The following is a 26,032-nucleotide window of genomic DNA, read 5'->3' on the forward strand; positions in this document are numbered from 1 at the left end:
TGGGACGCGGAGGGCCTGCGACGGCGAAAAACACGATTATGGGCGAAAGCGCGGCGTAGACAAAACCCTTTCAGCCACAACGGTGCGCTCGCGTTTCGGGCTATGCTCGCAAGATGATCCTATTTCCAGATTTGCTCCAGTTACCTCACCAGTTGCGCCACCCTGAAGTGCGCGACCTGGCTTGGGTCATCCTCGCGCCGCCGATGCTCAGCATCACCCCGTGGCCGCAGCGTCATCCGCTGGCGGGCAGCGACTGGGTGCAGGCACCGGAGCGCCTGGAACACTGGCTCAGGCAACTGGATCGCGACAGTTACGATTTGCTGCACTGGCTGGCCCAGGCCAGGACCCGGCGGCTGGGTCTGTACTATGAGCGGCTGTGGCAATACGCCGTGCGGCACGCGCCGGGCATCGAACTGATTGCCGCCAACCTGCCGATCCGCCGTGAAGGCCACACTTTGGGTGAGCTGGACATGCTGCTGCGTGATCGCGATGGCGTGCATCATCTGGAACTGGCGATCAAGCTCTACCTTGGGCCACAGAACGGTGACGGCCATGACTCCGCGCAGTGGCTCGGACCGGGTTGTCATGATCGGCTCGACCGTAAACTGAAGCACCTGAGCCAGCATCAATTACCGATTTCCGCGCGGGCGGAAAGCCGCGCCGTGCTGGCATCACTGGATATCCAGCAATTCAGTGCGCATCTATGGCTGGGCGGTTATCTGCTTTATCCGTGGCCGGGACAGGCCGAGTCCCCCAGCGGCGCGCACCCTCAGCATTTGCGCGGTAGCTGGCTGCATCAGAAGGACTGGGCAGACTTTGTCGTGCAGCGCCCATCCGGTCGCTGGCAACCCCTGCCCCGCCATGCCTGGCTGGCGCCGGCGCACTACCCCGAGGAGCAAACCTGGAACGCTGAACAGCTGAGTGCATGGTTGAGCGATCTGGACCCACTGGCACCGGCGCAATTGATGGTGCGGCTGACAGAACGCACGAACGGGGATTGGGAAGAAGCCGAGCGATTGTTTCTGGTGTCCGATCTTTGGCCGAATGTGCCGGGTAATGGTTGAGTTTTGTGGTGAATGGTCGGGCCCTATCGCGGGCAAGCCCGCTCCCACAGGATGATCTGCACCCCAAAAGTTGGACACCAATCCTAATTTGGGGTCAGATCAGGATCACACTAAACCCTGTGGGAGCGGGCTTGCTCGCGAAAGCGGTATGTCAGGCGACATCGATGTTGACTGTGCCGTCGTCTTCGCGAGCAAGTCGAATCGTCGCACCGCCGCTCCCACAGGGTGCTCGCCGCAGGAGTTATTCAGCGTTTGGTAAACGGGTCATTGCTTTTTATGCTGCTCAACCCACTGCGCATACGCATCAATGAATTTCTGCAAGAACGGCCTGACCGACTCCGACAATTTGCCCGCCTCGTCGAACGCTGAACCGGCACCGCCCAGATAGGCTTCCGGCTGTTGCATGCACGGTACATTGAGAAACACCATGGACTGGCGCACGTTGTGATTGGCCCCAAATCCGCCGACGGCGCCCGGTGAAGCGCTGATCACCGCACCCGGCTTACCGTTCCAGGCGCTCTGGCCATAGGGGCGCGAACCCACGTCGATCGCATTCTTCAATGGCGCTGGCACCGAACGGTTATATTCCGGGGTCACGAACAGCACCGCGTCGGATGAACTCACTTGTTGTCGGAAAGTGCTGTAGGCTGCCGGCGGTGATTCGCCATCAATGTCTTCGTTGTAGAGCGGCAAATCGCCGATTTCGACGATAGTCAGCTTCAGATTGGCAGGCGCCAGCTCGGCCAGCGCCAGCGCGACTTTGCGGTTGATCGACGCTTTTCTCAGGCTGCCGACCAGAACGGCAATCTCGTAGACGTTGCTCATGGAAGATTCTCGACTGTCCGATGGAAAGAGCTTCTAGTTATAGATTTCAAATGACGATTCAACCAGTGAGCGACGGAAATCGCCGCCCCTGACTATTTTTTTCCTGTAGGAAAACTTACCTCGCCCAACCACGGTCTACAGAACCGCAAATTGAGTGATTTATCTCCAGAGGTTCTAAGCAGATGGCAGCAGTACTCGTCGGTCAGTTCCATGCAAGAGACGCGGAAGGCCGCGTTTATTCCGTGCATGAGTTCCAGGAATCCACCCCGTCGCACGACGGCCTCGCCGGCTCGGTGCCTGTCACCACCTATAAGCTGGCCATTGGCGACCGGCTCAACAAACTCGACGACAACGCATTTGTGCTAGTGCAATCAGGCGTCACCCTCACTCGCGAACCTGAAACGAACGTGGCCTCATAACCCGCTGTTATGAGCAGAAGTCATATGCGCGCACTTGAGTTAGGATTCAGTGACTGACTCCCTCACCTGCTGAACATGGACTTCACGCATGCGTTTACGTCATATCGAAGTGATCCAGGCGCTCCTGCAGACCGGTCACCTGGGCACCGCCGCCGAATGGCTGCAGCTGCCGGTGGCCGAGGTTGAACGCACTCTGCGTGATGCCGAGGATCAGTTGGGTTTCATGCTGTTTGCCAGCGTGCGTGGTCGCCTGCAAGCCACGCGCGAGGCGCGGGAGCTACAAGTCGAGATCGCCCACGTCTACGAAGCCCTCGAGCCGGTCCAGCGACTGGCCAGCAGCCTCAAGCAATATTTGGCCCCGCCCCTGCGGATTATCTGCACCCCGCCGTTGGCACAACAACTGTTGCCACACAGCATCGCGGCCCTGCGCCGACGCCTCCCAGACGCACCGTGCTCTCTCCTGAGCCAGCCGACCCGCGAAATTGTCAGAAGCTTGTTGCTGCGTGAAAGCGATCTGGGCCTGAGCCTGCATGACCCGGACCACGCCGACATCCATTGCCAGGTCATCGCTCAAGGCAAGCTCCAGCTGCTGGCACCCCATGGCTGGCTGCAACCGAAACAGAAGTACATCTCGCTGCAGGACCTGGCCGGCCAGTCGATGGTCGGCCTGGAAGGTCACGATCCGTTAAGCCCGGCGCTGGACAACAAACTGCATGCGCTGCGCCCTGCCCCGGTCATTCAGACCCGGGTCCAGACCCACCAGATGATGCGCAGCATGGTCGAGGCCGGTGAAGGCCTGGCGATCGTCGACCCGTTTACCGCCCTCGGCGCCAAATCGGCCGGGCTCGATGCCTGCCCGCTGGCGCCTGCCGTGCCGATCAGCGTCTATGCCTTGACCCTGAAGGGTGTCGAGCACTCTTCGGCCGTTCAGGCGCTGCTGGATATCATCACGGAACAAGCCGTGGCGATGTTGGCGAGCTGAGCGGGTTTTCCAGCGGATTATCGAACAGCCGATACCAGAACAGCGCCACCTCGGCGGTGTTCGGATCGATCCCGCGGTAGCGCAGATGATCGACCCCGCCGACGGTGTAACCGCAACGTTCATAAAGTCGACAGGCGCCGAGGTTGTTGTTCTGGGTTTCCAGCATGATGCCCGGCAGTTTTTTCTTGCGGCTCCAGAACTGCGCCACGTCCAGCAGCGCCTTGGCCACGCCATGACGGCGCGCTGGAGCATGCACCGCTAATTCGTCGATATGGGCGAAGCCGTTCCAGTTGGTGCTGACCACCAGATGCCCCACCGGCTCATCATCCAGATAGGCCATGAAAATCGCGCTGTCAGTAGCATCGTGAAAACTGCTGAATTCCTCGGGATCGATGCCATAACACTTGCGATACGGGGTAATTGGCGTCACCGGCCACTGCGCCACCGGCTTACCAATTTGCGCGGCACCGTAGGCGGCGACTTCAAAACTGAAATCGCTGCCCCAGATATAAGCCGCAAACCCCTCATCGGCGACACGCACCGAGAGGCCTGGGTATTTGGGATTCATGACTGGTTGCATACTCGGAAAGGTCCTCATTCCTTGATGCAATCGACGGTGTAATGCCGTCCATTGCCCTCGTCTTCGTGTTGCAAGCCATGCACATCGGCGACAAATCCGGGAAAACTGCTGTCGAACGTACGGGCAAACTTCAGGTAATCGATGATCGAACGGGTCGACTCGGTGAAACGCTCGCCGGGCATGATCAACGGGATCCCCGGCGGGTATGGCACCAGCATTACCGCTGCGATCCGCCCGTCCAGAGCATCGATCGAAACAGCCTCAACCTCCCCGCGTACCAATTGATCATAGGCGTCCGCCGGCTTCATCGCGACTTCCGGCAGTACGGTGTACATGCGTTTGAGGTGTTTGGCCGTGGCGTTGCTGCGATAACAGGCGTGCAATTGATCACACAGATCGCGCAAACCCATGCCTTGATAACGGGCAATATTGTGTTGCGCCACGCACGGCAGGCAGGTGGCCAGGCTGACATTGGCATCGTAACTGCGCTTGAACTCCAGCAACTCGGTCAGCAACGTGCTCCATTTGCCCTTGGTGATGCCCATGGAAAACAGCACCAGGAACGAATACAGCCCGGTCTTTTCCACGACCAGCCCACGTTCCCAGAGGAATTTGCTGACCACCGCCGCCGGAATCCCCCGCGCACTCAGGGCACCGCCCGCCGTCAAACCCGGCATCACCAGCGTGACCTTGATCGGATCGAGCAACACGTAGTCGTCGGTCACGCCGCCAAAGCCGTGCCAGTCGGCGTCGGGTTGCAGCAACCAGTCTTCGGTGACCACCTGCTCGATACCTTCGGCCGAGGGCGGTTGCCAGATGGAAAACCACCAGTCATCAGCGGCAATGTGCTGGCGCAGATTGGCCAGGGCCCGGCGAAAACTCAGGGCCTCGTCGAACATTTCCTGCAACAGCGAACGCCCGGCCGGCCCTTCCATCATCGCCGAGGCTACGTCCAGCGAGGCGATGATGCTGTACTGCGGCGAGGTCGAGATATGCATCATGAACGCTTCGTTGAAGCGATCGCGATCGAGCTGCCGCGCCCCACCGTCTTGCACGTGAATCATCGACGCCTGACTGAACGCCGCCAGCAGTTTGTGTGTGGAGTGCGTAGTGAATACCAGCGGGCTGTCTTCGCTGCGAGAGGTGCCCATGCCGTAACGGCCGGCGAAGAACTCGTGGAATGCCGCGTAGGCGTACCAGGCCTCATCGAAATGCAACACCTCGACGCTGTTGCCCAGGCTCTGCTTGATCAGCTCGGCGTTGTAACAGAGGCCGTCGTAAGTCGAGTTGGTCACCACCGCCAACTTGACCTTGGGCTCGCGACCCTGGGTCAGCGGGCTCGCGTCGATCTTGGCCTGGATCGATTCGCGGCTGAATTCGCTCAACGGGATCGGGCCGATAATCCCCAGTTCATTGCGCTCCGGACACAGGTACAGCGGAATCGCGCCGGTCATGATGATCGAGTGCAGCACCGACTTGTGGCAGTTGCGATCTACCAGCACCAGATCATCACGGGCCACCATGGAATGCCAGACGATCTTGTTGGCGGTTGAGGTGCCATTGATCACGAAAAAGGTGTGATCGGCGCCGAAATTGCGTGCGGCTCGCGCTTCGGCCTCCGCCAGCGGGCCGGTGTGATCGAGCAGCGAACCGAGTTCCGGTACCGACACCGACAAATCCGAACGCAGGGTATTTTCCCCGAAGAACTGGTGAAACGCCTGCCCCACCGGGCTCTTGTGATACGCCACGCCGCCGCCATGGCCGGGGGTATGCCAGGAATAATTGGAGTCGGCCGTGTGCTGCACCAGCGCCTTGAAAAACGGCGGCAACAGACCGTCCAGATATTTGCGCGCCGCGCGGGCGACCTGACGGGCGAGGAATGGCACGGTGTCTTCGAACAAATAAAGAATGCCGCGCAGCTGATTGAGCTCCGCCATGGCATCAGCGGGGGCATTTTCCAGGGTGACCTGTTCGCCCAGGGCAAAGATCGGCAGGTCCGGCGCCCGAACCCGTGCCAGGCGGATCAGCTCGGCCATGTTATGCAGAAGATGAGCATGGGTGCTGGCGTCTTCGGCGGCAATCAACATGCAAGAGAGGCCGTGATGAGTCGAGGCGACCAGACGCCCTTCGTTGTAATCGACTGCCGAGACGATGCTGAAGCCTTCCTGCTCAAGCTCCCGGGCGATGCCACGCACACGATCACCGGCAACGGTGTCGGCTTTGATGTCGCGGTGGACGATCAGGACCGGAAATTTCAAATCTTTATACATGGTGCTCGGTGTCCTGAAGCGGCAGACCGTGGCCTGCCAATAACCTCAGGGTAGAGGGTTGGCGCGCATGTGGCGAGCGGGATGCCCTGAAGTGGGTCGGAAGGCGCACCAGCATGTGGCCAGCAAACCCATTGTTCAGAAAGTTTATCTGTGGCGAGGGTGCTTGCTCCCGTTGGGCTGCGAAGCGGCCCCCTGCATTCGCTCAGATACACCGTGTTGGCAGGATTTGCGACTGCTGCGCCCGGGCGCGGATCGGCCGGCGGGAGCAAGCTCCCTCGCCACAAAAGCCTTCCGCTAGGGGACTCAGGCCTGAGCCTTGGCCTCGGCCAATTGCTGCCACAGCGACGGAGCGCCGGCGGATTTGGCGATGGCTTCAAGGCGCGCAATATGCTGAGCCAGATCGTCTTCACTGGCGCGGATGATCCGGATCGGCTGACGATCGGCCGGCAGACGACGGATTTCGGTGGCGGAGTTGTCCGCGCCTTCGCCTGAGCCATTGCCGTCGGACGCGTTACCGGCCAGCGACAGGCTGGTCTGGCCACCCGTCATGGTCAGGTAAACGTCGGCGAGAATCTCGGAGTCGAGCAAGGCGCCGTGCAGTTCACGGCCGGAGTTGTCGACGCCATAGCGTTTGCACAAGGCGTCGAGGCTGTTGCGCTGCCCCGGGTGACGTTCCCGGGCCATCATCAGGGTGTCGAGGATCGAGCAGTGTTGCGTGATGTCCGCGCGATCGTGGTGGCCCATCAGGGCGAATTCGTTGTTGATGAAGCCAACGTCGAACGCCGCGTTATGGATGATTAGCTGCGCGCCCTTGATGAACTCGAAGAACTCATCGGCTACTTCAGTGAAACGCGGCTTGCCCACCAGGAATTCGTTAGTGATGCCGTGGACGCCGATGGCGCCTTCGTCACTCTCGCGATCCGGTTGCAGGTAAACGTGGAAATGCCGGCCGGTCAGGCGCCGACCGATCAACTCGACACAACCGATTTCGATAATCCGGTGGCCGTCGGTCACCGGCATGCCGGTGGTTTCGGTATCGAGTACAACGGATCTGGTGGCCATCAGTGCTCAGCTCTCAACGGGTCAATCGTGCAAAAGCGGCGATGTTAACACGCTCGCCGGGGTCTTTCAGATACACCGTGTGCACCCATCGCGAGCAGTCTCGCTCCCACTGATCGTTCCCACGCTCTGCGTGGGAACGATCAGTGAAGGGTCTAGGCTTGCTTGTACCCACGCACTTCATCAACGCCACGGTTGGCCAGTTGGTCAGCCCGTTCGTTGCCGTGATGGCCAATATGCCCGCGCACCCATTTCCAGGTGACGTTATGGCGGTTGACCTGTTCGTCGAGCAGCTTCCACAGATCAGCGTTTTTCACCGGCTCCTTGGCCGCGGTTTTCCAGCCGCGCTTCTTCCAGTTGGCCATCCACTCGTTGATGCCTTTCATCACGTACTGGGAATCGGTCACCAGCAGCACGTCGCAGGAGCGCTTGAGTTCTTCCAGGCCACGGATCGCGCCCATCAACTCCATGCGGTTGTTGGTGGTATTGGCTTCGCCGCCCCAGAGTTCTTTTTCAACGCCCTTGCACACCAGCAACGCGCCCCAGCCGCCCGGGCCAGGGTTGCCCTTACAGGCGCCATCGGTGAAGAGTTCTACGCTATCGCTCATGCCAATCTATCCAGAAAATGCGGTGGCTCGCCGATCGGTGACCGACGATGCCCGAGGCCGGGGCAAACCCGGCCGGGAAAATAAACTGTGTATTACGGTTCGAGGTGACGACGGTTGACCTTGGCCATCGGCAACGGAATCAGCTTGCCCATCGGTTCGCGCCGTTCCTGACGTACCGGCCGCAGGCCTACGACGATCTTGCGCGCGACCAATAAATAGAAGCCACCACCCGACAATTGCCAGTCACCTGCCTTGCGCTCCCAACCGGCCAGACGGGCCTGCCAGGCGGGCGACGCAAGCGGCGGACGATAGCACCCGAAGCGGCGTTTCTCCAGCGCGAAGCCCAGCAGGTTCAGCCAATCGCCAACCCGCGACGGCGAAATGCAGCGGGCCTTGCGCAAGGCGTCATGGGCGAACACATGACGCAGGCCCCAGCTGCTCCAGGGGTTGATCCCGACAATTAGCAGATGCCCGCCAGGCCGAACACTGCTCGCCGCTTCGCGCAGCAAACCGTGGGGCGACAGGCAGAAATCCAGCCCATGCTGCAACACCACCACATCGGCGGCGTGCTCGCTCAACGGCCAGGCCTGCTCTTCACAAACGATCTCAACCCCCGGCAACGGCGCACCGAGCCGCACATTGCGCTGGACCTGCGGCGCCGACGGCGGTGTCTGCGCCGAGGGGCCGTAATGCACCAGGTAGCCGCCGAAGAAGCGCCCCAACTCGTCTTCGAGCATGCGTCGTTCTTCGTCCAGCAGAAATTGCCCGATGGGCCCGGACAACCATTCACGGGCCGCGCTGATCAATGTCAGCCACTCAGGATCGGCCTGAGCGAACGCTTTATCGGTCATTGCATTCTCCAACGCGCCAGGAAGTTCTAAGATGCGCCAATGTTTTCCGCTTGGCGAATCCGACGATGATACAGATCAGTGCCCTGCCCGCCTTCACCGACAACTACATCTGGTTATTACAAGACCACAGCACCCAGCGCTGCGCCGTGGTCGATCCGGGCGATGCCGCGCCAGTACAAGCCTGGCTCGCCGCGCACCCGGGTTGGGTGTTAAGCGATATTTTGATCACTCATCACCATCATGACCATGTCGGCGGCGTCGAGCGGCTGAAAAAAGCGACAGACGCGACAGTCTACGGCCCGGCCAGCGAAAGCATCCCGGCGCGAGACGTGGCGCTCAAGGACAATGACCGCATCAACGTGCTGGGCTGGGACTTCGACGTCATGCAGGTGCCGGGCCATACCCTGGGGCACATCGCCTTTTATCACCAGGGCCATTTGTTTTGCGGCGACACCCTGTTCGCTGCCGGTTGTGGACGGTTATTCGAAGGCACGCCCGAGCAAATGCATCACTCGCTGAGCCGCCTCGCTGCGCTGCCCGAAGACACGCTGGTCTACTGCACCCACGAGTACACCCTGAGCAATCTGAAGTTCGCCACAGCAGTCGAACCGAACAACCCCGATACCCTCGAACGGCTGGCCAAAGTGACCCGGCAACGTGAAGCCGGAATCATGACGCTGCCTTCGACGCTGGCATTGGAAAAGCTCACCAATCCGTTTTTGCGTACCGGCGAAACATCCGTTAAAGAAAAAGTGGACGAACGGAACGGAACCGATAACCGGGCTCCGAGTGCGGTTTTTGCTGCCCTTCGAGCTTGGAAAGATACGTTCTAGGGAGGCTGCTTGACGATACAAAAATTCTGAATGGTTGACCGCAGGGGGTGCGCTTTCTAGAATCGCCCGACATTTTTGCCCGGAACTTACTTCCAGCCAATGTCGTCACCTATTCGTAAAGCCATCAATTCAGACGCATTGACCCGCTTGGCTCAAGCCATCGCGGTGGCTGTCTCCGCCACTTTGGCGGGCTGTTCCAGCCATGTGCCGCAGACCGAAGCGACACACACTCCGAATATTGCCGCGCGAGCCAAGCAAAAACCTGTCTGGCTCAGCGAAAAACCCACACCGCAAATACCACAGGACGTCTGGGAGCGCATGCGCCAAGGCTTCCAGTTGCAGGACAACCTGGGCGTCAACCCGCGCATCGAGCAACAGCGCCTGTGGTTCGCCAGTAACCCGTCCTTCCTCGAAAATGCCGGCGAACGCGGCAGCCTCTACATTCACTACATCGTCGAACGCCTTGAAGAACGCAACATGCCGCTGGAACTGGCGCTGTTGCCGGTGATTGAAAGCGCCTACAACCCGATGGCCTATTCCCGGGCCGATGCGGTGGGTCTTTGGCAATTCATTCCTTCCACCGGGCGTTACTTCAACCTGCGTCAGACCCGCTTCTACGATGGCCGTCGCGATATCACCGCCTCGACCACCGCGGCCATGGATTACCTGACCCGCCTGCACGACATGTTCAACGGCGACTGGTTGCTGGCCCTGGCGGCCTACAACGCCGGCGAAGGTACGGTCAGCCGGGCCATCGAGCGCAACGAACGGCTCGGCCTGCCGACCGACTACTGGAACCTGCCGCTGCCTGCAGAAACCCAAGCCTATGTGCCTAAGTTGCTGGCCCTGTCGCAAGTGGTCCTGGCGCCCGAAGCGTATGGCGTGAACCTCAACCCTATCGCCAACGAACCGTACTTCCAGGTCGTCGAAATCAACCAGCGCATGGACCTGTCCAAGGTCGCCGCGGTGGCCAACATCGACGAAGACGAACTGTTCCAGCTCAACCCGGCCTTCAAGCAGCGCACCACCATCGACGGCCCCCAGCATCTGCTGGTGCCAACGTCCAAGGCGCAACTGCTGACCGCCAGCCTGTCGACCATGCGTCCTGAGGAGCTGATCAGTCAGCGATCGTTCAAGCCTGTGTTCGAAGGCGCAGACGAGAGCGAAATCGCCAACCTCAAGCGCGCCTATCGGGTCAAACGTGGCGACAATCTGGGCACCATCGCCAAGGCCAACAAGGTCGACATCAAGGACCTGCAACGCTGGAACAAACTGACGGGCAAAGACCTCAAGGTCGGCCAGACCCTGGTGATGCAGGACACCACCAAGCGCAAATCCGGGCGCGTCAACACTGTGGTCGCGGCGAACAGCAAGACGAATGGCAGGGTAACCAACAAGACGCAACAGACCCAGTACAAGGTCAAGCAAGGCGATTCGCTGTACATGGTCGCCAAACGCTTCAACGTTGAAATGCAGCACCTCAAGCGCTGGAACCCTCGGGTTGGCCAGGCGCTGAAGCCGGGGCAGATGCTGACGGTTGCTTCGCCGAATTAAGCTGGTTCAGGCAATGGGGGCTTTTTGTGGCGAGGGAGCTTGCTCCCGTTGGGTTGCGAAGCAGCCCCAAAACCTGAAACCCGGTGATTTCTGACACACCACGTATTTCGGTTTACGACTGCTTCGCAGCCGAGCGGGAGCAAGCTCCCTCGCCACGGGTTCTGCGATCCGCCGAACCTTCACCGGCACAATTAACCACGCATTAACCCCCCGTCTTTTTCCTGTCGATACAAGCTGTTACTGTACGGCACACAAAGCCCAAGCCGCCTGGATCGGATCTCTGACTTGAAGCGTCCCCTCCTCCTGCTCCTGATCAGCCTGGCCTTGAGCTCCCCCGCCAGCGCGACGATCAGCGAAAGCCATGGTTATGCGCAGTTCGGCACGCTCAAGTACCCGGCCAGATTTACCCACTTCGACTGGGTCAACCCGCAAGCGCCCAAGGGCGGTACGTTGCGGGTGATGGCATTTGGCACCTTCGATACGCTCAACCCATACACATTCAAAGGCTCGAGCCCGGTTTCCACCGCCAACTTCCTGCAGTACGGCATCAACGAACTCAATGAACCGTTGATGGTCGGCACCGGCCAATACGCGCCGTCCGGCGATGAGCCGACCTCCAGTTATGGCTTGATTGCCCAATCGGTGGAATACAGCGAGGACCGCAGCTGGGTGGTATTCAACCTGCGCCCCGAAGCGCGTTTCCACGATGGCACGCCGATCACCGCTTACGACGTGGCGTTCTCGTACCGGTTGCTGCTCAAGGAAGGTCATCCGCAATACCGCACCAACCTTCAGGAAGTGTCGCGGGTCGACATCCTCAACCCACGGCGCATCCGTTTCGTCTTCAAACGCGCCGGCAATCCGCTGCTGATCCTGCGCCTGGGCGAGTTGCCGGTGCTGCCCCAGCATTACTGGGAAGGTCGCGATTTCAAGGCCACCACCTTCGAGCCGCCACTGGGCAGCGGGCCGTATCGCATTACCTCGGTAACGCCCGGGCGGCAGATTGTCTTCGAACGGGTCAAGGATTATTGGGGCAAAGACCTGCCGGTCAATCGCGGCAAGTACAACGTCGATCGCATGGAAGTCGAGTTCTACCGTGACAGCGACGTGGCTTTCGAAGCGTTCAAGGCCGGCGAGTTCGACATTTACATCGAACACCAGGCGAAGAACTGGGACAACGGCTACAACTTCCCGGCTGTGCGCCGTGGCGATGTGATCAAGGCGCAGATCCAGCACCAAATCCCGACCCAGAGCCAGGGCCTGTTCATGAACACCCGGCGACCAACCTTCGCCGAGGCCAAGGTCCGCGAAGCGCTGGGGCTGATGTTCGACTTCGAGTGGACCAACCGCACACTGTTCAGCGGCGCCTACAAGCGCGCCATGAGTTATTACCCCAACAGCGAGTTCTCCGCCACCGGGCTACCGGTCGGTCATGAGTGGCTATTGCTCAAGCCCTATCGCGATCAGTTGCCCGCCAAGTTGCTCACCGAGCCGTTCAGCCTGCCGCAGACCGAAGGGCGCGGCATTCCGCGGGAAAACATGCGCAAGGCCCTGGAGCTGCTCGCCGAGGCCGGCTGGAAGCTCAGCGGTCAACGGCTACAGAACACCATCGGCCAACCGTTGCGTTTCGAGATCCTGCTGGTCAACCCGAACCTGGAGCGCATCCTTCAGCCTTACGTCGAGAACCTCGCCAGCATCGGCATCGACGCACGGCTGCGCACGGTCGATCGCGCCCAGTACAAACAGCGCCTCGATCAGTTCGATTTCGACATGATCCTGATGACCCTCAACCAGACCCTCAGCCCGGGCCTGGAACAATGGCAGTACTTCCACTCCAGCCAGGTCGGGGTCAAGGGCAGCAAGAATTACGCAGGCATCGCCAACCCGGTGGTCGACCATTTGCTCGAACAACTGCTCGCCGCCCAGACCCGCGATGCACAAGTCGCCGCCGGCAAGGCGCTCGACCGGGTGCTGCTGTGGCAGCACTACATCATTCCCAACTGGTACCTCAATTATCACCGCCTGGCCTACCGCAACCGGTTCGCCTTCGTCACCACGCCGCCCTACACCCTGGGCCTGAGCGCGTGGTGGCTGAAATCTTCGGAGAAAGATCGATGAAACCCCTACGCGCCCTGCTCTTGCAGGCCAGCGGTCTGTTGTTCGCCGGGCTGGCCTGCGCCGCCCCGCAACATGCCCTGACCCTGTACAACGAGCCGCCAAAATACCCGGCCAATTTCAAACATTTCGATTACGTAAACCCTGACGCGCCCAAGGGCGGGATCTTTCGCCAAGCAGGGTTCGGTGGCTTCGACAGCCTCAACCCGTTCATCAACAAAGGCGTGCCGGCCGACGACATCAGCATGATCTACGACACCCTGGCCAAACAGGGTCTGGATGAGCCGTTCACTCAATATGGCTTGATCGCCAGCAAAATCGAAAAAGCCCCGGACAACAGCTGGGTGCGCTTCTACCTGCGTCCCGAAGCACGCTTCCACGACGGCCACCCGGTGCGTGCCGAAGACGTGGTGTTCAGCTTCCAGACCCTGACCAAGGACGGCGCCCCGCTCTATCGCGGCTATTACAGCGACGTAGAAGAAGCAGTCGCCGAAGACCCGCTCAAAGTACTGTTCAAGTTCAAGCACAAAAACAATCGCGAATTGCCGCTGATCCTCGGCCAGTTACCGGTACTGCCCAAGCATTGGTGGGCGACCCGCGACTTCAACAAGGGCAACCTGGAACTGCCGCTGGGCAGCGGCCCGTACAAGGTCAGCGAAGTGAAGGCCGGACGTTCGGTACGCTATGAGCGGGTCAAGGATTACTGGGGCAAGGACCTTCCGGTCAATCGCGGCTTCTACAATTTCGACGTAATGACCACCGACTATTACCGCGACAACACCGTCGCGCTGGAAGCGCTCAAGGCCGGCCAGTTCGACTACTGGCTGGAATCGGCCGCGAAAAACTGGGCCAAGGCCTACAACATTCCGGCAGTGACCGAAGGTCGGCTGATCAAGGAAGAAATCCCGAACGGCAACCCCACTGGCATGCAAGGCTTCGTGTTCAACCTGCGCCGCCCGGTGTTTCAGGATGTGCGCGTGCGCCACGCGCTGACCCTGTTGCTGGACTTCGAATGGACCAACAAACAACTGTTCAACGGCGCCTACGCTCGCACCCGAAGTTTTTTCGAAAACTCGGAAATGGCCGCCACCGGCCTGCCGGACGCCGATCAACTGGCGATCCTCGACCCGTTCCGCGGCAAGATTCCCGAGCAAGTGTTCGGCGAGGCATTCCAGAACCCGGTGACCGACGCCAGCGGCATGATCCGCATCCAGCAGCGCCAAGCCTGGCAATTGCTGCAAGAGGCCGGCTGGCGGATCGTCGACGACAAAATGGTCGACGCCAACGGCAAACCGGTGACCATCGAATTTCTACTGGCCCAGACCGAGTTCGAGCGGATACTGCTGCCGTTCAAGCGCAACCTCAGTGATTTGGGCATTGATCTGGTGATCCGTCGGGTCGACGTCTCGCAATACATCAACCGCGTGCGCTCCCGGGATTTTGACATGATCGTCGGCAGCTTCCCGCAGTCCAACTCACCGGGTAACGAACAGCGTGAGTACTGGATGACCGACGCCGCCGACAAACCCGGCAGCCGCAACTCCATGGGTTTGAAAGATCCGGTGGTGGACCAACTGGTCGAGCAACTGATCAACGCCGATTCGCGCCAAAGCCTGGTGGCCCACGCCCGAGCGCTGGACCGGGTGCTGCAATGGGGCTATTACGTGATCCCCAACTGGCACATCAAGACCTGGCGCGTGGCGTACTGGAGCCACATCGGCCACCCGAAGGTTTCGCCCAAATATGACATCGGCATCAATACCTGGTGGGTCAAGCCCAACGCGACATTGCCGATAGAAGTCGAAACCAAACTGCAAGCCGACCCTGCGGGCACGGAGTAATCAGATGCTGGCGTATATTTTTCGGCGACTGCTGCTGATCATCCCGACCCTGCTCGGCATTTTGCTGATCAACTTCGTGATCATCCAGGCGGCTCCCGGTGGGCCGGTGGAACAGATGATCGCCAAGCTCGAAGGCTTCGAGGGCGCCACCAGCCGAATTGCCGGCGGCGGTGCCGAAGTGTCGGTGGCGGGCTCGGCCTATCGCGGCGCCCAAGGCCTGGACCCGGCGCTGGTCAAGGAAATCGAGCACATGTACGGCTTTGATAAATCGGCGCCGGAACGTTTGTGGATCATGATCAAGAACTACGCCACCCTGGATTTCGGCGACAGCTTCTTTCGTGACGCCAAGGTCATCGACCTGATCAAGGAAAAGATGCCGGTGTCGATCTCCCTCGGGCTGTGGAGCACGCTGATCATGTACCTGGTGTCGATCCCGCTGGGGATCGCCAAGGCGACGCGACACGGCAGCCACTTCGACGTCTGGACCAGTTCGGCAATCATCGTCGGCTACGCGATTCCGGCGTTCCTGTTCGCCATCCTGTTGATCGTGGTGTTCGCCGGCGGCAGCTATTTCGACTGGTTCCCACTACGGGGCCTGACCTCGAACAACTTCGATGAGCTCAGCACCGGCGGCAAGATCCTCGATTATTTCTGGCACCTGGCATTACCAGTGACCGCATTGGTAATCGGCAACTTCGCCACCATGACGCTGCTGACCAAGAACAGCTTCCTCGATGAAATCAACAAGCAGTATGTGGTCACCGCCAAGGCCAAGGGCCTGACCCGCCATCGCGTGCTGTACGGCCATGTGTTTCGCAACGCCATGCTGTTGGTGATCGCCGGTTTCCCTTCAGCCTTCATCGGGATCTTTTTCACCGGTTCGTTGCTGGTGGAAGTGATTTTCTCCCTCGACGGCATGGGCCTGATGAGTTTCGAAGCGGCGATCAACCGTGACTACCCGGTGGTGTTCGGCACGCTGTTCATCTTCACCCTGCTGGGGTTGGTGGTGAAGCTGATCGGCGACCTCACTTACACCTTTGTCGATCCGCGCATCGACTTCGAAAGTCGGGAGCATTGAGATGAACCTGTCTCCTCTCAATCGCCGACGTTTCGAACTGTTCAAGGCCAACAAGCGTGGCTGGTGGTCGCTGTGGCTGTTCCTGATCCTGTTCGGCGCAAGCCTTGGCGCCGAGTTGATCGCCAACGACAAACCGCTGGTGGTGCACTACGACAACGCCTGGTACTTCCCGGCACTCAAGCGCTACCCGGAAACCGCGTTCGGCGGCGAATTCCCGCTGGAAGCCAACTACAAGAGCCCGTACATCCGCGAACTGCTCAAGGCCAAGGACGCCTGGGTCTTGTGGGCGCCGATTCCCTACAGCTACCAGAGCATCAACTACGACCTGAAAGTTCCGGCCCCTGCGCCGCCCTCGGCCGACAACCTGCTGGGCACCGACGATCAGGGCCGCGATGTGCTGGCCCGGGTTATTTATGGCTTCCGGATTTCGGTGCTGTTCGCTTTGACGCTGACCATTCTCAGCTCGATCATCGGCGTGATCGCCGGGGCTTTGCAGGGTTTTTATGGCGGCTGGGTCGATCTGGCCGGGCAACGTTTTCTGGAGATATGGTCCGGGTTGCCGGTGCTGTATTTGCTGATCATTCTGGCCAGTTTCGTGCAGCCGAACTTCTGGTGGCTGCTGGGGATCATGCTGCTGTTCTCGTGGATGAGCCTGGTGGATGTGGTACGCGCCGAGTTCCTGCGCGGCCGTAACCTTGAATACGTGCGCGCGGCCCGGGCGCTGGGTATGCGCAATGGTGCGATCATGTTCCGCCACATCTTGCCCAACGCCATGGTCTCGACCATGACCTTCATGCCGTTCATCCTGACCGGCGCCATCGGCACGCTGACCGCCCTGGATTTTCTCGGCTTCGGCCTGCCGCCGGGCGCGCCGTCCCTGGGTGAACTGGTGGCCCAGGGCAAATCCAACTTGCAAGCGCCGTGGCTCGGTATGAGTGCGTTTGCGGTGCTGGCGCTGATGTTGAGTCTGCTGGTGTTCATCGGCGAGTCCGCTCGCGATGCCTTCGACCCGAGGAAGTGAAATGAATCAGGACAATCTGATCGAAGTGCGCGACCTGGCTGTCGAGTTTGTCGTTGGCGAGCGTGTTCAGCGGGTGGTCGAAGGCGTGAGCTTCGATATCAAGCGCGGCGAAACCCTGGCGCTGGTGGGCGAAAGCGGCTCCGGCAAATCGGTGACCGCCCACTCGATCCTGCGACTGCTGCCCTACCCGCTCGCCCGGCATCCGTCCGGCACTATCACTTATTCCGACCGGAATCTGCTGGACCTGAAAGAGAAAACCATTCGCCACATCCGCGGCAACCGGATTGCGATGATCTTCCAGGAGCCGATGACCTCGCTCAATCCGCTGCATTCGATCGAAAAACAGATCAACGAAGTCTTGGGCATCCACAAAGGCCTGACCGGCAAAGTCGCGACCAAACGCACGCTGGAACTGCTGGAAATGGTCGGCATCCCCGAACCGGAGAAGCGTCTCAAGGCCCTGCCCCACGAATTATCCGGTGGCCAGCGCCAGCGGGTAATGATCGCGATGGCCCTGGCCAATGAGCCGGAATTGCTGATCGCCGACGAACCGACCACGGCGCTGGACGTGACCGTTCAACTGAAAATTCTCGAACTGCTCAAGGAATTGCAGGCCCGTCTGGGCATGGCGTTGTTACTGATCAGTCATGATTTGAACCTTGTACGAAGAATTGCGCATCGCGTATGTGTCATGCAGCGCGGTTGCATCGTCGAACAGGCATCGTGCGAAGAATTGTTCCGCGCGCCGCAGCATCCGTACACGCGGGAACTGCTGGCAGCGGAGCCCAGCGGCAAACCGGCGACCAATGTGATTGGCCCGCCATTGCTGCAGGTCGAGGACCTGAAAGTCTGGTTCCCGATCAAGAAAGGCTTTCTGAAAAAGACCGTGGACCATATCAAAGCGGTAGACGGTATCAATTTCAGCCTGCCCCAGGGCCAGACTCTAGGGATTGTGGGAGAAAGCGGATCCGGCAAGTCGACGCTCGGCCTGGCAATATTGCGGCTGATCGGTAGCAAAGGCACCATCCGTTTTGAAGGCAAGCAGCTAGACTGCCTGACGCAGAGTGAAGTTCGACCGCTGCGGCGGGAGATGCAGGTGGTGTTCCAGGACCCCTTCGGCAGCCTGAGCCCACGGATGTGTGTGAGCCAGATCGTCGGCGAAGGCCTGCGAATCCACAAGATGGGCACTGAGGCAGCACAGGAACAAGCGATTATTGCGGCACTCAAGGAGGTAGGTCTGGACCCGGAAACCCGGCACCGCTACCCCCACGAATTTTCCGGTGGGCAACGGCAGAGAATCGCCATTGCCCGGGCATTAGTGCTAAAACCGGCGTTGATTCTGCTGGACGAGCCGACTTCGGCCCTCGACCGGACCGTGCAACGCCAAGTGGTGGAGCTGCTACGTTCACTGCAAACCAAGTACAACCTGACGTATTTGTTTATCAGCCATGACCTGGCTGTCGTCAAAGCGCTGAGCCACCAGTTGATGGTGGTCAAGCATGGCCAAGTGGTCGAACAGGGAGACGCGCAAAGTATCTTTGCCGCCCCCCAACATCCGTATACACAGCAGTTGCTGGAAGCCGCTTTTCTGGCACCAGCCACTGCGCAATAAACCTGAAAAGAGGAGCAACACATGGGTTTTCTCGCCGGTAAGCGCGTACTGATCGTCGGTGTCGCCAGCAAGCTGTCCATCGCATCCGGCATCGCTGCCGCCATGCATCGCGAGGGCGCTGAGCTTGCCTTCACTTATCAGAACGACAAACTCAAGGGTCGTGTCGAAGAATTCGCACAAGGCTGGGGTTCGAGCCCTGAGCTGTGCTTCCCGTGCGACGTGGCCAGCGATGAAGAAATCGCCAAGGTCTTCGAAGAGTTGAGCAAGAAGTGGGACGGCCTGGATTGCATCGTGCACTCCGTCGGCTTCGCCCCGGGCGACCAACTGGATGGCGACTTCACCGAAGCCACCACCCGTGAAGGTTTCCGCATCGCTCACGACATCAGCGCCTACAGCTTCGTGGCCCTGGCCAAGGCTGGCCGCGAAATGATGAAAGGCCGCAATGGCAGCCTGCTGACCCTGTCGTACCTGGGTGCCGAGCGCACCATGCCAAACTACAACGTAATGGGCATGGCCAAGGCTTCTCTGGAAGCTGGCGTGCGTTACCTGGCCGGCTCCCTGGGCCCGGATGGCACCCGCGTGAACTGCGTATCGGCTGGCCCGATCCGCACCCTCGCCGCTTCCGGCATCAAGAACTTCCGTAAGATGCTGGCTGCCAACGAAGCGCAAACTCCGCTGCGTCGTAACGTCACCATCGACGAAGTCGGCAACGCCGGCGCCTTCCTGTGCTCGGACCTGGCGTCCGGCATCAGCGGCGAAATCATGTACGTAGACGGCGGCTTCAACACCACCGCCATGGGCAACATCGAAGAGTGATCTTCGGTTAGCCGTTAAAAAACCCGCCTCTTCAGGCGGGTTTTTTATGCCTGCAATCTTGCAGCGCACTCGATCAACTAATGTGGGAGCGGGCTTGCCCGCGATTGCAGAGTGTCAGGCAACATCAATGTTGGATGTGATGACCTCATCGCGGGCAAGCCCGCTCCCACAATAGTCCGCGCCGCACACAGATTTTGTGTTCACTACTCTCACAGGGGAAGGTGTTCAGTCGTCGATCTGTGTCAAACACCGCGCAAACAACTGCTGGATCGGCTGTGTACGCTGGCTGTAACGCTGCAACAGCACGATCTCCCGGTAGAACGTCAGCTCACCCAACGGGATGATCCGCACCTTCGCCCCATGCTCAAGCCACAGCCCCGCCTCGGGCAATAGCGAAACGCCCAGCCCGCATTCGACCATTTTGACGATCGCTTCCAGCTCATCCAGCTCCAGAGCCACCTGTACATCAATCTGCTGCTCGCGCAAAAAGCGAGTCACCAGGCGACCACCGAAAGAATTGCGGTCGTAACGTACGTGGGGATGGTGGGCGAGCAACTGCAGCGGATCGACGCCCTCAAGATCTGCCGGTACGATCAGCACAAACGGCTCCCGGCGAATGACTTGCACCGACAATTCCTTGGGTAATTCAAACGGCGGCTTGATCAGAATCGCCAAGTCCACCTCGCCGGTGTCCACCTGACTCAACAGATTCAGGGACACCCCGGGCACCAGCTTCGCCTCCAGCAACGGTGCCTGTTGCCGGAGGCGCAAAAGCGCGCGCGGCAACAACCCGGTCTGGACGGTGGCCACCGCGCCGATCTTCAATTCGCCACGAAACTCGCCGACGCTATCACTGACGGCCATGCGGCTGAAGGTCTCAAGGATTTCCCGAGCCATCGGCAACGCCCGCTGCCCCGCCGCGTTGAGAATCGCCTGACGGCCGGTGCGATCGAACAGGCGAATGCCCAATGCCTGTTCGAGATTGCGAATCTGCGCGCTGACCGCTGACTGGGTCAGACCAATATGCATGCCTGCCGCAGCGAACGTGCCATGACGTGTCACGGCAATGAATGTTTTCAATTCGCGCAGCATGGGCTCACCAATTGATCGAAATAATTTGGGCTCGCTGCAAAAACTATCGTCTTTCAATCAAAAAGCACAGGACTAAACTCGGTCTTAACGCTCAACCCGTCGAGGCACGTCCGATGCAACTGTCCCCTTTTCACTTGGCTATCCCGGTTTACGACTTAGCCGCTGCCCGGCGTTTCTATGGCGAAGTGTTCGGTCTGGAAGAAGGTCGCTCCAGCGACCACTGGGTCGACTTCAACTTTTTTGGCCATCAACTGGTGATTCATCTGGCACCGAAGAACGCTTCTCAGGAAGCCGCCCATACCAACGCCGTGGATGGCCACGACGTACCGGTGCCGCATTTCGGTGTGGTATTGGGGATGGAGGAATGGGAGACGCTGGCCGAGCGCTTGAAAGCCCTTGGCACGCGCTTCGTGATCGAACCGGGTATCCGCTTTCAGGGATTGGTGGGCGAACAAGCGACGATGTTTCTCTTCGACCCCTGCGGCAACGCCCTGGAGTTCAAGGCGTTCAAGAATATCGATCAATTGTTCGCCAAATGATCCGCCCGACCATTGACGCCAGCTCCATCATTCAACAATGACGAGCATCGAACTCCCGGGCGCGCATCGCCTTATCGGCCAAAGCCAGCAAGTCTTCCGCCGTCTGGTGCAACCGAGAATCAAACTCGATCTGCCCGATACTGAAGCGAATGTCATAGCCACGATGCGCCGTGGCATTGCGTTCATCGAGTATTTCTTCGAGGCGCGCTCTGATCGCGGCGATTTCCACGGCGTCGGCGCCGGTCAACAAGGCAGCAAACTCATCGCTGCCGAGCCGGCCGATCACATCGCTTTCACGAAAGGCGATGCGTAGCACATCGGCGAAGGTTTTCAGGGCATCGTCGCCCTCGGCGCGACCGTACAGCTGGTTGATGCGCTTGAAGTCATCAAGGTCGAAAAACAGCAGGGTCGCGGGTTTGCCCAACTGCTGACAGGCCTCCAGCCCCAATTGAGCCAAGGCCTCAAAGCCATGACGATTGGAGAGCAGGGTCAATTCATCCATGCTCGCCATCTGCACGCCCATCAGCGCTTGCTCAGCCTTGCGCGCCAGGTCGCGCAATACATCGCGATCCTGTATTGCGCTGTCGAGTGCATTCGGCGCACGCATGTCTGCGCCAGTGCCGGGTTTGAGCGGTTTGCCTGGGGTTAACATCACTCACTCCTTGATGGATATGAACGTTAGAGTCGCTCACACCCGATATGACTCCCTATAAACGCGCCGCTGGTCAGCTACCTGCCACCGGACACGGCCCTCCAGCATCGGCCCAGAGTTTGAACTGGGTGACGAAGATGTCGTGGGGCACCGGCACCGGCGCCCGCCCCTCGCCCGGATTCCAGCCCCAAAGCACCAGCTTATCGTCGCTGACGTGCTTGATCAGCGCCGCAAAATCACGGTCGCCATTACTGGAACGGTCCTTGATCATCGCGCACAACTTGTCGGCTGGCAGGCCGATCCAGGCCATTTTGTGCGCGGCCGGCGGCAGGCTCCAATGCGGCGCTCCGGGCGGCGCGTGAGGGCCATAACTGGCCGGCGGATTGCTTTCGGCATGACATGTAGCACACGGCAAACCGGCCGCGCCCTTGCCATCCATTCCGCGAACCACATTCATTGCGTGAGGAATACCGGCGTCGAACTGCAGCGGCGAATCGCCGGGGATATGACAGTTCTGACAACGAGGGCTCTGGAACACTTTCTGCACCGTGTCGAACGCCTTCACCGCCTCTTTATCATCAGCGAACAGGTCCGAGGCATAGCCACCCAGACCGATCAGCATCACCGCGCCAAGAAACACATGTCGTCTCATCTCACACCCCCGACAGTTGCAACGGCAGTTCCCGCAGACGCTGCCCGGTCAGGGCAAACACCGCGTTCGCCACTGCCGGCGCCACGGGCGGTACACCGACTTCGCCGATGCCACCGGGCTTGTCGCTGCTGGGGACGATATGCACTTCGACCACCGGCATCTCGTTCAGGCGCAGGACCTGATAGTCATGATAATTGGACTGTTCCACCTGACCGTTCTTGAACGTCAGTTTGCTGTGCAAGGTAAATCCGAGACCGAAGGTGATGCCCGACTCCATCTGCGCGGCGATGCCCTGCGGGTTGACCGCAATGCCGCAATCCACCGCGCACACCACCCGGTGCACGCGAATCGCCAAGTTATCCTGCGACACCTCGGCCACTTGGGCGACATAACTGCCAAAGGACTCATGCACGGCAACGCCCAATGCGTGGCCGTCCGGCAAGGGTGCTTTCCAGTTGGCTTTTTCCACCGCCAGATTCAGCACGCCCAGATGCCGTGGATGCGCCTTGAGCAGAGCCCGTCGGTATTCCACCGGATCCTTGCCGGCGGCGTCTGCCAGCTCATCGATCAACGACTCCATGACGAATGCCGTGTGGGTGTGCCCCACCGAGCGCAGCCACAGCACGCTGATGCCGGTTTGCGGTGAATGCAGTTCGACCTGGTGGTTGGCCAGCCGCTCAAGGTAAGGACTGTCGGCCACGCCTTCGACAGAGGTTTTGTCGACGCCGTCCTTGACCATGGTCGCCGCGAACGACGTTCCCGTCAGAATCGACTGCCCGACCAGCACATGCTTCCAGGCCATTGGCATCCCGTCGGCACCCAGCCCGATGCGCGCCTGATGCAAGAACGCCGAGCGGTAGTAACCGCCGCGAATGTCATCCTCTCGGGCCCAGACGGTTTTCACCGGCCCGCCCGCTGCCTTGGCGACGTACACGGCTTCGCTGACAAAATCCGAGGTAGGGTTAGCCCGACGCCCGAAGCCGCCACCGAGGAATTGGGTGTGGATCTCAACCTGTTCGGGTTTGAGCCCGGTGATCTTCCCCGCGATCATCTGATCCAGCGTCTGAAACTGCGTGCCGGTCCAGATTTCGCATTTGTCCTTGGATATTTTCACCGTGCAATTGAGCGGTTCCATCGGCGCGTGAGCCAGGTATGGCACGCTGTATTCAGCCTCAATCGTCTTCGCCGCTTTGCCTAGCGTCGCCGTCGCATCCCCGGCCTTACTGGCGGAAGTGCCGGGCGTGGCGGCGAGTTTGCGGAAGCTCTCCAGCAACTGTTGGCTATCCAGCCCGGCGTTCGGCCCCAGGTCCCATTCGACCTTCAGCGCATCGCGCCCCAGCTTCGCCGCCCAATAATGATCGGCAATCACCGCGACACCCGTGGGCACCTGCACCACTTTGTGCACGCCCGGCACCGCCAGCGCCTCGGCGCCTTCGAAGGATTTGACGCTGCCACCGAACACCGGCGGGCGAGCGACCAGCGCCGTCATGAGCCCGTCGAATTGCACGTCCATGCCGAACTTCGCCTGCCCGGTGATTTTCTCCGGAGTGTCGAGGCGCTTGGTGGGTTTGCCGATGACCTTCCAGTCCTTGGCGTCCTTGAACTTGATCGAGGCCGGATCCGGCACCGGTAACTTGGCGGCGTCATCCGCCAGTTCGCCGTAAGTGGCGCGTTTGTCGCCGGCAATGACCACGCCCGACTCGGTGCGAATCTGTGAAGGTGCCACGTCGAATCGCTTGGCCGCCGCCTCGATCAGCATCAAGCGCGCCGCCGCTCCGGCCTGACGATAGCGGTCGAACTCCATCCAGGTCGACGTCGAACCGCCGGTGATCTGCATTCCGCCAAACGCCGGCAGGCCATAATCGGCCGCTGAGGCCGGTGCATGTTCGACGCGGATTTTCGACCAGTCGGCGTCCAGCTCTTCGGCGATCAACATGGTCAGGCCGGTCCAGATGCCCTGGCCCATTTCAGAATGGCCGAGCAGTACGGTGATGCTGTTGTCGTTGCCAATGCGTAAAAAGGCATTGGGTGCGAAGACGTTTCCTTGATTCTCGGCGCCGAGGGCAAAGCGATTGGCACCCGGGATGACAAACGCCACCACCAGACCGCCGCCCAACACCGCACTGCCCTTGAGAAAACCGCGACGCGAGACAGGGTTGATTCTGTTCATGGGTCAGCTCCCTTCGACGTGGTATCAACCGATCTCGGCGGCGCGTTTAACCGCGGCGCGGATTCTTGGGTAGGTGCCGCAGCGGCAGATGTTGCCGGACAGCGCCTGGTCGATGTCGCTGTCGGTGGGTTTGGGGATCTTCGCCAGCAACGCTGCCGCCGACATGATCTGCCCCGATTGGCAATAACCACACTGGACCACGTCGAGTTCGGCCCAGGCTTGCTGGACCGGGTGCGAGCCATCGGCGGACAAGCCTTCGATGGTGAGAATTTTCTGCCCGTGGGCCACCGCCGTGGCGGGCGTGATGCAGGAGCGCAGCGGCGCGCCGTCGACGTGTACGGTGCAAGCGCCACACTGGGCCATGCCGCAACCGAATTTGGTGCCCGTCAGGTGCGCGACATCGCGCAGCACCCAGAGCAACGGCATGTCCGCGGGGACATCCAGTTCCTGGTTCTTGCCATTGATATTAAGGGTCAGCATTGCGGGTTTCCTCAGACTCACGGTGTTCTGAAGGGGCGCCTCGTGGCGAGGGGGCTTGTCGGATCGCCGCACCGCCCCGTTCGGCTGCGAAGCAGTCGCAAATCCAGTGCATGCGGTGTGCTTGGCAGAACGAGATTGCAGGTTTTAGGACAGCTTCGCAGTCCAACGGGGGCAAGCCCCCTCGCCACAGGGTTATCCATACAGCTAAGCGCAATTTGACTCACAAGCCATGTTCATCGACCACCGGTCGCTCTACGCGGGTTGATCGGAAAGCTGGGCCAGGCCCACCTAAAAGCAAACCAATATCATTTGCGAGACTTCCGGCCATTTGCTTTAATCGCGACCAATTCTTATTTGCACCGCGACGCCGGTCGCCACGGACGTGTGCTCTCAATGACAATCGCTGACTTTTCTTCGGTTCAAAACCTCTATACCTGCCACCACCAATGGCTGTACGAGTTGTTGCGTCGACGCCTCAGCAATGCGATGGATGCCGCTGACCTGGCTCATGACACCTTCATGCGAGTGCTCAAGCGCCCGCAGGCGTTTGACTGCGATGTTCGCGAACGCTCCTATCTGGCGACCATTGCTCGCGGTTTGTGCATTGATCACTGGCGTCGTCGGCAGTTGGAGCAAGCGTGGCTGCAGACCGTCGCCGCACGACCTCCCGACTTGCAACCTTCACCGGAACAGCGGGCGATCATCGTCGAGACCTTGCACGAAGTGGACGCCCTGCTGCAGCGCTTGCCCAAACGGGTCAGCGATGCATTTATCCTGGCTCAGTTGCATGGCATGCCCTACCGACTCATCGCCAGCGAGATCGGCGTGAGCGAGCGCATGGTCAAGAAGTACCTGGCCCAGGCCATGATGCATTGCGCGATCCTCGAGGCCGAGCTCGATGGGTTGCTGATTGAATAAC

At 60.1% G+C, this 26,032-nt stretch carries 24 protein-coding genes; 13 read left to right on the forward strand and 11 right to left on the reverse strand.

The genetic code is table 11. The features are described 5' to 3' along the window. Positions 1-113 precede the first annotated feature (113 nt). A complete protein-coding gene (locus tag AB3226_RS01710; protein WP_367371751.1) occupies positions 114-1,064 on the forward strand; it encodes a DUF1853 family protein in 951 nt (316 codons plus the stop codon). A gap of 264 nt (positions 1,065-1,328) precedes the next feature. On the opposite strand, the gene AB3226_RS01715 is transcribed toward AB3226_RS01710, so the two are convergent. Continuing rightward, complete coding sequence (locus AB3226_RS01715; RefSeq protein ID WP_367371752.1) at positions 1,329-1,889, reverse strand: NADPH-dependent FMN reductase; 561 nt, start codon at positions 1,887-1,889, stop codon at positions 1,329-1,331. Between the two features lie 182 nt (positions 1,890-2,071). On the opposite strand from AB3226_RS01715, the gene AB3226_RS01720 reads away from it, so the two are divergent. Then, positions 2,072-2,308 (forward strand): hypothetical protein, encoded by a 237-nt coding sequence (locus AB3226_RS01720; RefSeq protein WP_367371753.1) that lies wholly within the window; start codon positions 2,072-2,074, stop codon positions 2,306-2,308. Positions 2,309-2,396: 88 nt separating this feature from the next. Further along, positions 2,397-3,290, forward strand: a complete 894-nt coding sequence (locus AB3226_RS01725; RefSeq protein ID WP_367371754.1) for a LysR family transcriptional regulator — start codon at positions 2,397-2,399, stop codon at positions 3,288-3,290. On the opposite strand, the gene AB3226_RS01730 is transcribed toward AB3226_RS01725, so the two are convergent. The 5 genes from AB3226_RS01730 to AB3226_RS01750 form a co-directional block, all read right to left on the reverse strand. Then, entirely contained in the window at positions 3,256-3,870 is a 615-nt protein-coding gene (locus AB3226_RS01730; RefSeq protein ID WP_367371755.1) for a GNAT family N-acetyltransferase, read from the reverse strand. The genes AB3226_RS01725 and AB3226_RS01730 overlap by 35 nt on opposite strands. 14 nt (positions 3,871-3,884) lie before the next feature. Further along, positions 3,885-6,140 (reverse strand): Orn/Lys/Arg decarboxylase N-terminal domain-containing protein, encoded by a 2,256-nt coding sequence (locus AB3226_RS01735; protein ID WP_367371756.1) that lies wholly within the window; start codon positions 6,138-6,140, stop codon positions 3,885-3,887. Positions 6,141-6,443: 303 nt separating this feature from the next. After that, the gene (gene dnaQ, locus AB3226_RS01740) at positions 6,444-7,202 is read right to left on the reverse strand and encodes a DNA polymerase III subunit epsilon (protein ID WP_367371757.1); all 759 of its coding nucleotides are present in this window, start codon (positions 7,200-7,202) and stop codon (positions 6,444-6,446) included. Positions 7,203-7,354: 152 nt separating this feature from the next. Further along, entirely contained in the window at positions 7,355-7,807 is a 453-nt protein-coding gene (rnhA, locus tag AB3226_RS01745; RefSeq protein ID WP_003180633.1) for a ribonuclease HI, read from the reverse strand. Between the two features lie 92 nt (positions 7,808-7,899). Beyond that, positions 7,900-8,658, reverse strand: a complete 759-nt coding sequence (locus AB3226_RS01750; RefSeq protein WP_052964263.1) for a methyltransferase domain-containing protein — start codon at positions 8,656-8,658, stop codon at positions 7,900-7,902. 65 nt (positions 8,659-8,723) lie between these two features. On the opposite strand from AB3226_RS01750, the gene gloB reads away from it, so the two are divergent. The 8 genes from gloB to fabI all read left to right on the forward strand — a co-directional run bounded on the left by gloB (position 8,724) and on the right by fabI (position 19,528). Further along, positions 8,724-9,491, forward strand: coding sequence for a hydroxyacylglutathione hydrolase (gene gloB / locus AB3226_RS01755; protein ID WP_367375732.1), 768 nt, complete (start codon positions 8,724-8,726; stop codon positions 9,489-9,491). 99 nt (positions 9,492-9,590) lie between these two features. Next, positions 9,591-11,045 (forward strand): transglycosylase SLT domain-containing protein, encoded by a 1,455-nt coding sequence (locus tag AB3226_RS01760; RefSeq protein ID WP_367371758.1) that lies wholly within the window; start codon positions 9,591-9,593, stop codon positions 11,043-11,045. A 285-nt stretch (positions 11,046-11,330) separates the two neighbouring features. Then, the gene (locus AB3226_RS01765; protein WP_367371759.1) at positions 11,331-13,163 is read left to right on the forward strand and encodes an extracellular solute-binding protein; all 1,833 of its coding nucleotides are present in this window, start codon (positions 11,331-11,333) and stop codon (positions 13,161-13,163) included. Continuing rightward, positions 13,160-15,001, forward strand: a complete 1,842-nt coding sequence (locus AB3226_RS01770) for an extracellular solute-binding protein (RefSeq protein ID WP_367371760.1) — start codon at positions 13,160-13,162, stop codon at positions 14,999-15,001. The genes AB3226_RS01765 and AB3226_RS01770 overlap by 4 nt, the downstream gene beginning before the upstream one ends. Positions 15,002-15,005: 4 nt before the next feature. After that, a complete protein-coding gene (locus AB3226_RS01775) occupies positions 15,006-16,079 on the forward strand; it encodes a microcin C ABC transporter permease YejB (protein ID WP_123495110.1) in 1,074 nt (357 codons plus the stop codon). Between the two features lies 1 nt (position 16,080). Then, positions 16,081-17,100: an ABC transporter permease gene (locus AB3226_RS01780; RefSeq protein WP_237886085.1), complete on the forward strand. Its 1,020-nt coding sequence runs from the start codon at positions 16,081-16,083 to the stop codon at positions 17,098-17,100. Position 17,101: 1 nt separating this feature from the next. Further along, positions 17,102-18,712 (forward strand): ABC transporter ATP-binding protein, encoded by a 1,611-nt coding sequence (locus AB3226_RS01785; protein WP_367371761.1) that lies wholly within the window; start codon positions 17,102-17,104, stop codon positions 18,710-18,712. Between the two features lie 21 nt (positions 18,713-18,733). After that, the gene (gene fabI / locus AB3226_RS01790; RefSeq protein ID WP_090282903.1) at positions 18,734-19,528 is read left to right on the forward strand and encodes an enoyl-ACP reductase FabI; all 795 of its coding nucleotides are present in this window, start codon (positions 18,734-18,736) and stop codon (positions 19,526-19,528) included. Positions 19,529-19,753: 225 nt separating this feature from the next. Here the strand turns inward: fabI and AB3226_RS01795 are convergent, their stop codons facing one another. Further along, on the reverse strand, positions 19,754-20,620 hold the full coding sequence (locus tag AB3226_RS01795; protein WP_367371762.1) for a LysR family transcriptional regulator: 867 nt from the start codon (positions 20,618-20,620) through the stop codon (positions 19,754-19,756). Positions 20,621-20,733: 113 nt separating this feature from the next. On the opposite strand from AB3226_RS01795, the gene AB3226_RS01800 reads away from it, so the two are divergent. Beyond that, the gene (locus AB3226_RS01800; protein WP_052964256.1) at positions 20,734-21,159 is read left to right on the forward strand and encodes a VOC family protein; all 426 of its coding nucleotides are present in this window, start codon (positions 20,734-20,736) and stop codon (positions 21,157-21,159) included. Between the two features lie 31 nt (positions 21,160-21,190). Here AB3226_RS01800 and AB3226_RS01805 read toward each other — a convergent pair whose 3' ends face one another. The 4 genes from AB3226_RS01805 to AB3226_RS01820 all read right to left on the reverse strand — a co-directional run bounded on the left by AB3226_RS01805 (position 21,191) and on the right by AB3226_RS01820 (position 25,113). Beyond that, a complete protein-coding gene (locus AB3226_RS01805) occupies positions 21,191-21,811 on the reverse strand; it encodes a GGDEF domain-containing protein (protein WP_367371763.1) in 621 nt (206 codons plus the stop codon). Between the two features lie 73 nt (positions 21,812-21,884). Beyond that, positions 21,885-22,463, reverse strand: a complete 579-nt coding sequence (locus tag AB3226_RS01810; RefSeq protein ID WP_367371764.1) for a hypothetical protein — start codon at positions 22,461-22,463, stop codon at positions 21,885-21,887. Between the two features lies 1 nt (position 22,464). Further along, entirely contained in the window at positions 22,465-24,633 is a 2,169-nt protein-coding gene (locus tag AB3226_RS01815) for a molybdopterin cofactor-binding domain-containing protein (RefSeq protein WP_367371765.1), read from the reverse strand. Positions 24,634-24,657: 24 nt separating this feature from the next. After that, positions 24,658-25,113: a (2Fe-2S)-binding protein gene (locus AB3226_RS01820; protein ID WP_367371766.1), complete on the reverse strand. Its 456-nt coding sequence runs from the start codon at positions 25,111-25,113 to the stop codon at positions 24,658-24,660. A 393-nt stretch (positions 25,114-25,506) separates the two neighbouring features. On the opposite strand from AB3226_RS01820, the gene AB3226_RS01825 reads away from it, so the two are divergent. Beyond that, positions 25,507-26,031 (forward strand): sigma-70 family RNA polymerase sigma factor, encoded by a 525-nt coding sequence (locus AB3226_RS01825; protein ID WP_367371767.1) that lies wholly within the window; start codon positions 25,507-25,509, stop codon positions 26,029-26,031. Position 26,032 lies beyond the last annotated feature (1 nt).

The organism is Pseudomonas lini (assembly GCF_964063345.1).
In the GTDB taxonomy this organism is placed as follows: domain Bacteria; phylum Pseudomonadota; class Gammaproteobacteria; order Pseudomonadales; family Pseudomonadaceae; genus Aquipseudomonas; species Aquipseudomonas lini_B.

Coding starts and splice junctions, on each gene's coding strand:
- AB3226_RS01710 (WP_367371751.1), top strand. CDS start 114: ATGATCCTATTTCCAGATTTGCTCCAGTTACCTCACCAGTTGCGCCAC.
- AB3226_RS01715 (WP_367371752.1), bottom strand. CDS start 1,889: ATGAGCAACGTCTACGAGATTGCCGTTCTGGTCGGCAGCCTGAGAAAA.
- AB3226_RS01720 (WP_367371753.1), top strand. CDS start 2,072: ATGGCAGCAGTACTCGTCGGTCAGTTCCATGCAAGAGACGCGGAAGGC.
- AB3226_RS01725 (WP_367371754.1), top strand. CDS start 2,397: ATGCGTTTACGTCATATCGAAGTGATCCAGGCGCTCCTGCAGACCGGT.
- AB3226_RS01730 (WP_367371755.1), bottom strand. CDS start 3,870: ATGCAACCAGTCATGAATCCCAAATACCCAGGCCTCTCGGTGCGTGTC.
- AB3226_RS01735 (WP_367371756.1), bottom strand. CDS start 6,140: ATGTATAAAGATTTGAAATTTCCGGTCCTGATCGTCCACCGCGACATC.
- dnaQ (WP_367371757.1), bottom strand. CDS start 7,202: ATGGCCACCAGATCCGTTGTACTCGATACCGAAACCACCGGCATGCCG.
- rnhA (WP_003180633.1), bottom strand. CDS start 7,807: ATGAGCGATAGCGTAGAACTCTTCACCGATGGCGCCTGTAAGGGCAAC.
- AB3226_RS01750 (WP_052964263.1), bottom strand. CDS start 8,658: ATGACCGATAAAGCGTTCGCTCAGGCCGATCCTGAGTGGCTGACATTG.
- gloB (WP_367375732.1), top strand. CDS start 8,724: ATGATACAGATCAGTGCCCTGCCCGCCTTCACCGACAACTACATCTGG.
- AB3226_RS01760 (WP_367371758.1), top strand. CDS start 9,591: ATGTCGTCACCTATTCGTAAAGCCATCAATTCAGACGCATTGACCCGC.
- AB3226_RS01770 (WP_367371760.1), top strand. CDS start 13,160: ATGAAACCCCTACGCGCCCTGCTCTTGCAGGCCAGCGGTCTGTTGTTC.
- AB3226_RS01775 (WP_123495110.1), top strand. CDS start 15,006: ATGCTGGCGTATATTTTTCGGCGACTGCTGCTGATCATCCCGACCCTG.
- AB3226_RS01780 (WP_237886085.1), top strand. CDS start 16,081: ATGAACCTGTCTCCTCTCAATCGCCGACGTTTCGAACTGTTCAAGGCC.
- AB3226_RS01785 (WP_367371761.1), top strand. CDS start 17,102: ATGAATCAGGACAATCTGATCGAAGTGCGCGACCTGGCTGTCGAGTTT.
- fabI (WP_090282903.1), top strand. CDS start 18,734: ATGGGTTTTCTCGCCGGTAAGCGCGTACTGATCGTCGGTGTCGCCAGC.
- AB3226_RS01795 (WP_367371762.1), bottom strand. CDS start 20,620: ATGCTGCGCGAATTGAAAACATTCATTGCCGTGACACGTCATGGCACG.
- AB3226_RS01800 (WP_052964256.1), top strand. CDS start 20,734: ATGCAACTGTCCCCTTTTCACTTGGCTATCCCGGTTTACGACTTAGCC.
- AB3226_RS01805 (WP_367371763.1), bottom strand. CDS start 21,811: ATGTTAACCCCAGGCAAACCGCTCAAACCCGGCACTGGCGCAGACATG.
- AB3226_RS01810 (WP_367371764.1), bottom strand. CDS start 22,463: ATGAGACGACATGTGTTTCTTGGCGCGGTGATGCTGATCGGTCTGGGT.
- AB3226_RS01815 (WP_367371765.1), bottom strand. CDS start 24,633: ATGAACAGAATCAACCCTGTCTCGCGTCGCGGTTTTCTCAAGGGCAGT.
- AB3226_RS01820 (WP_367371766.1), bottom strand. CDS start 25,113: ATGCTGACCCTTAATATCAATGGCAAGAACCAGGAACTGGATGTCCCC.
- AB3226_RS01825 (WP_367371767.1), top strand. CDS start 25,507: ATGACAATCGCTGACTTTTCTTCGGTTCAAAACCTCTATACCTGCCAC.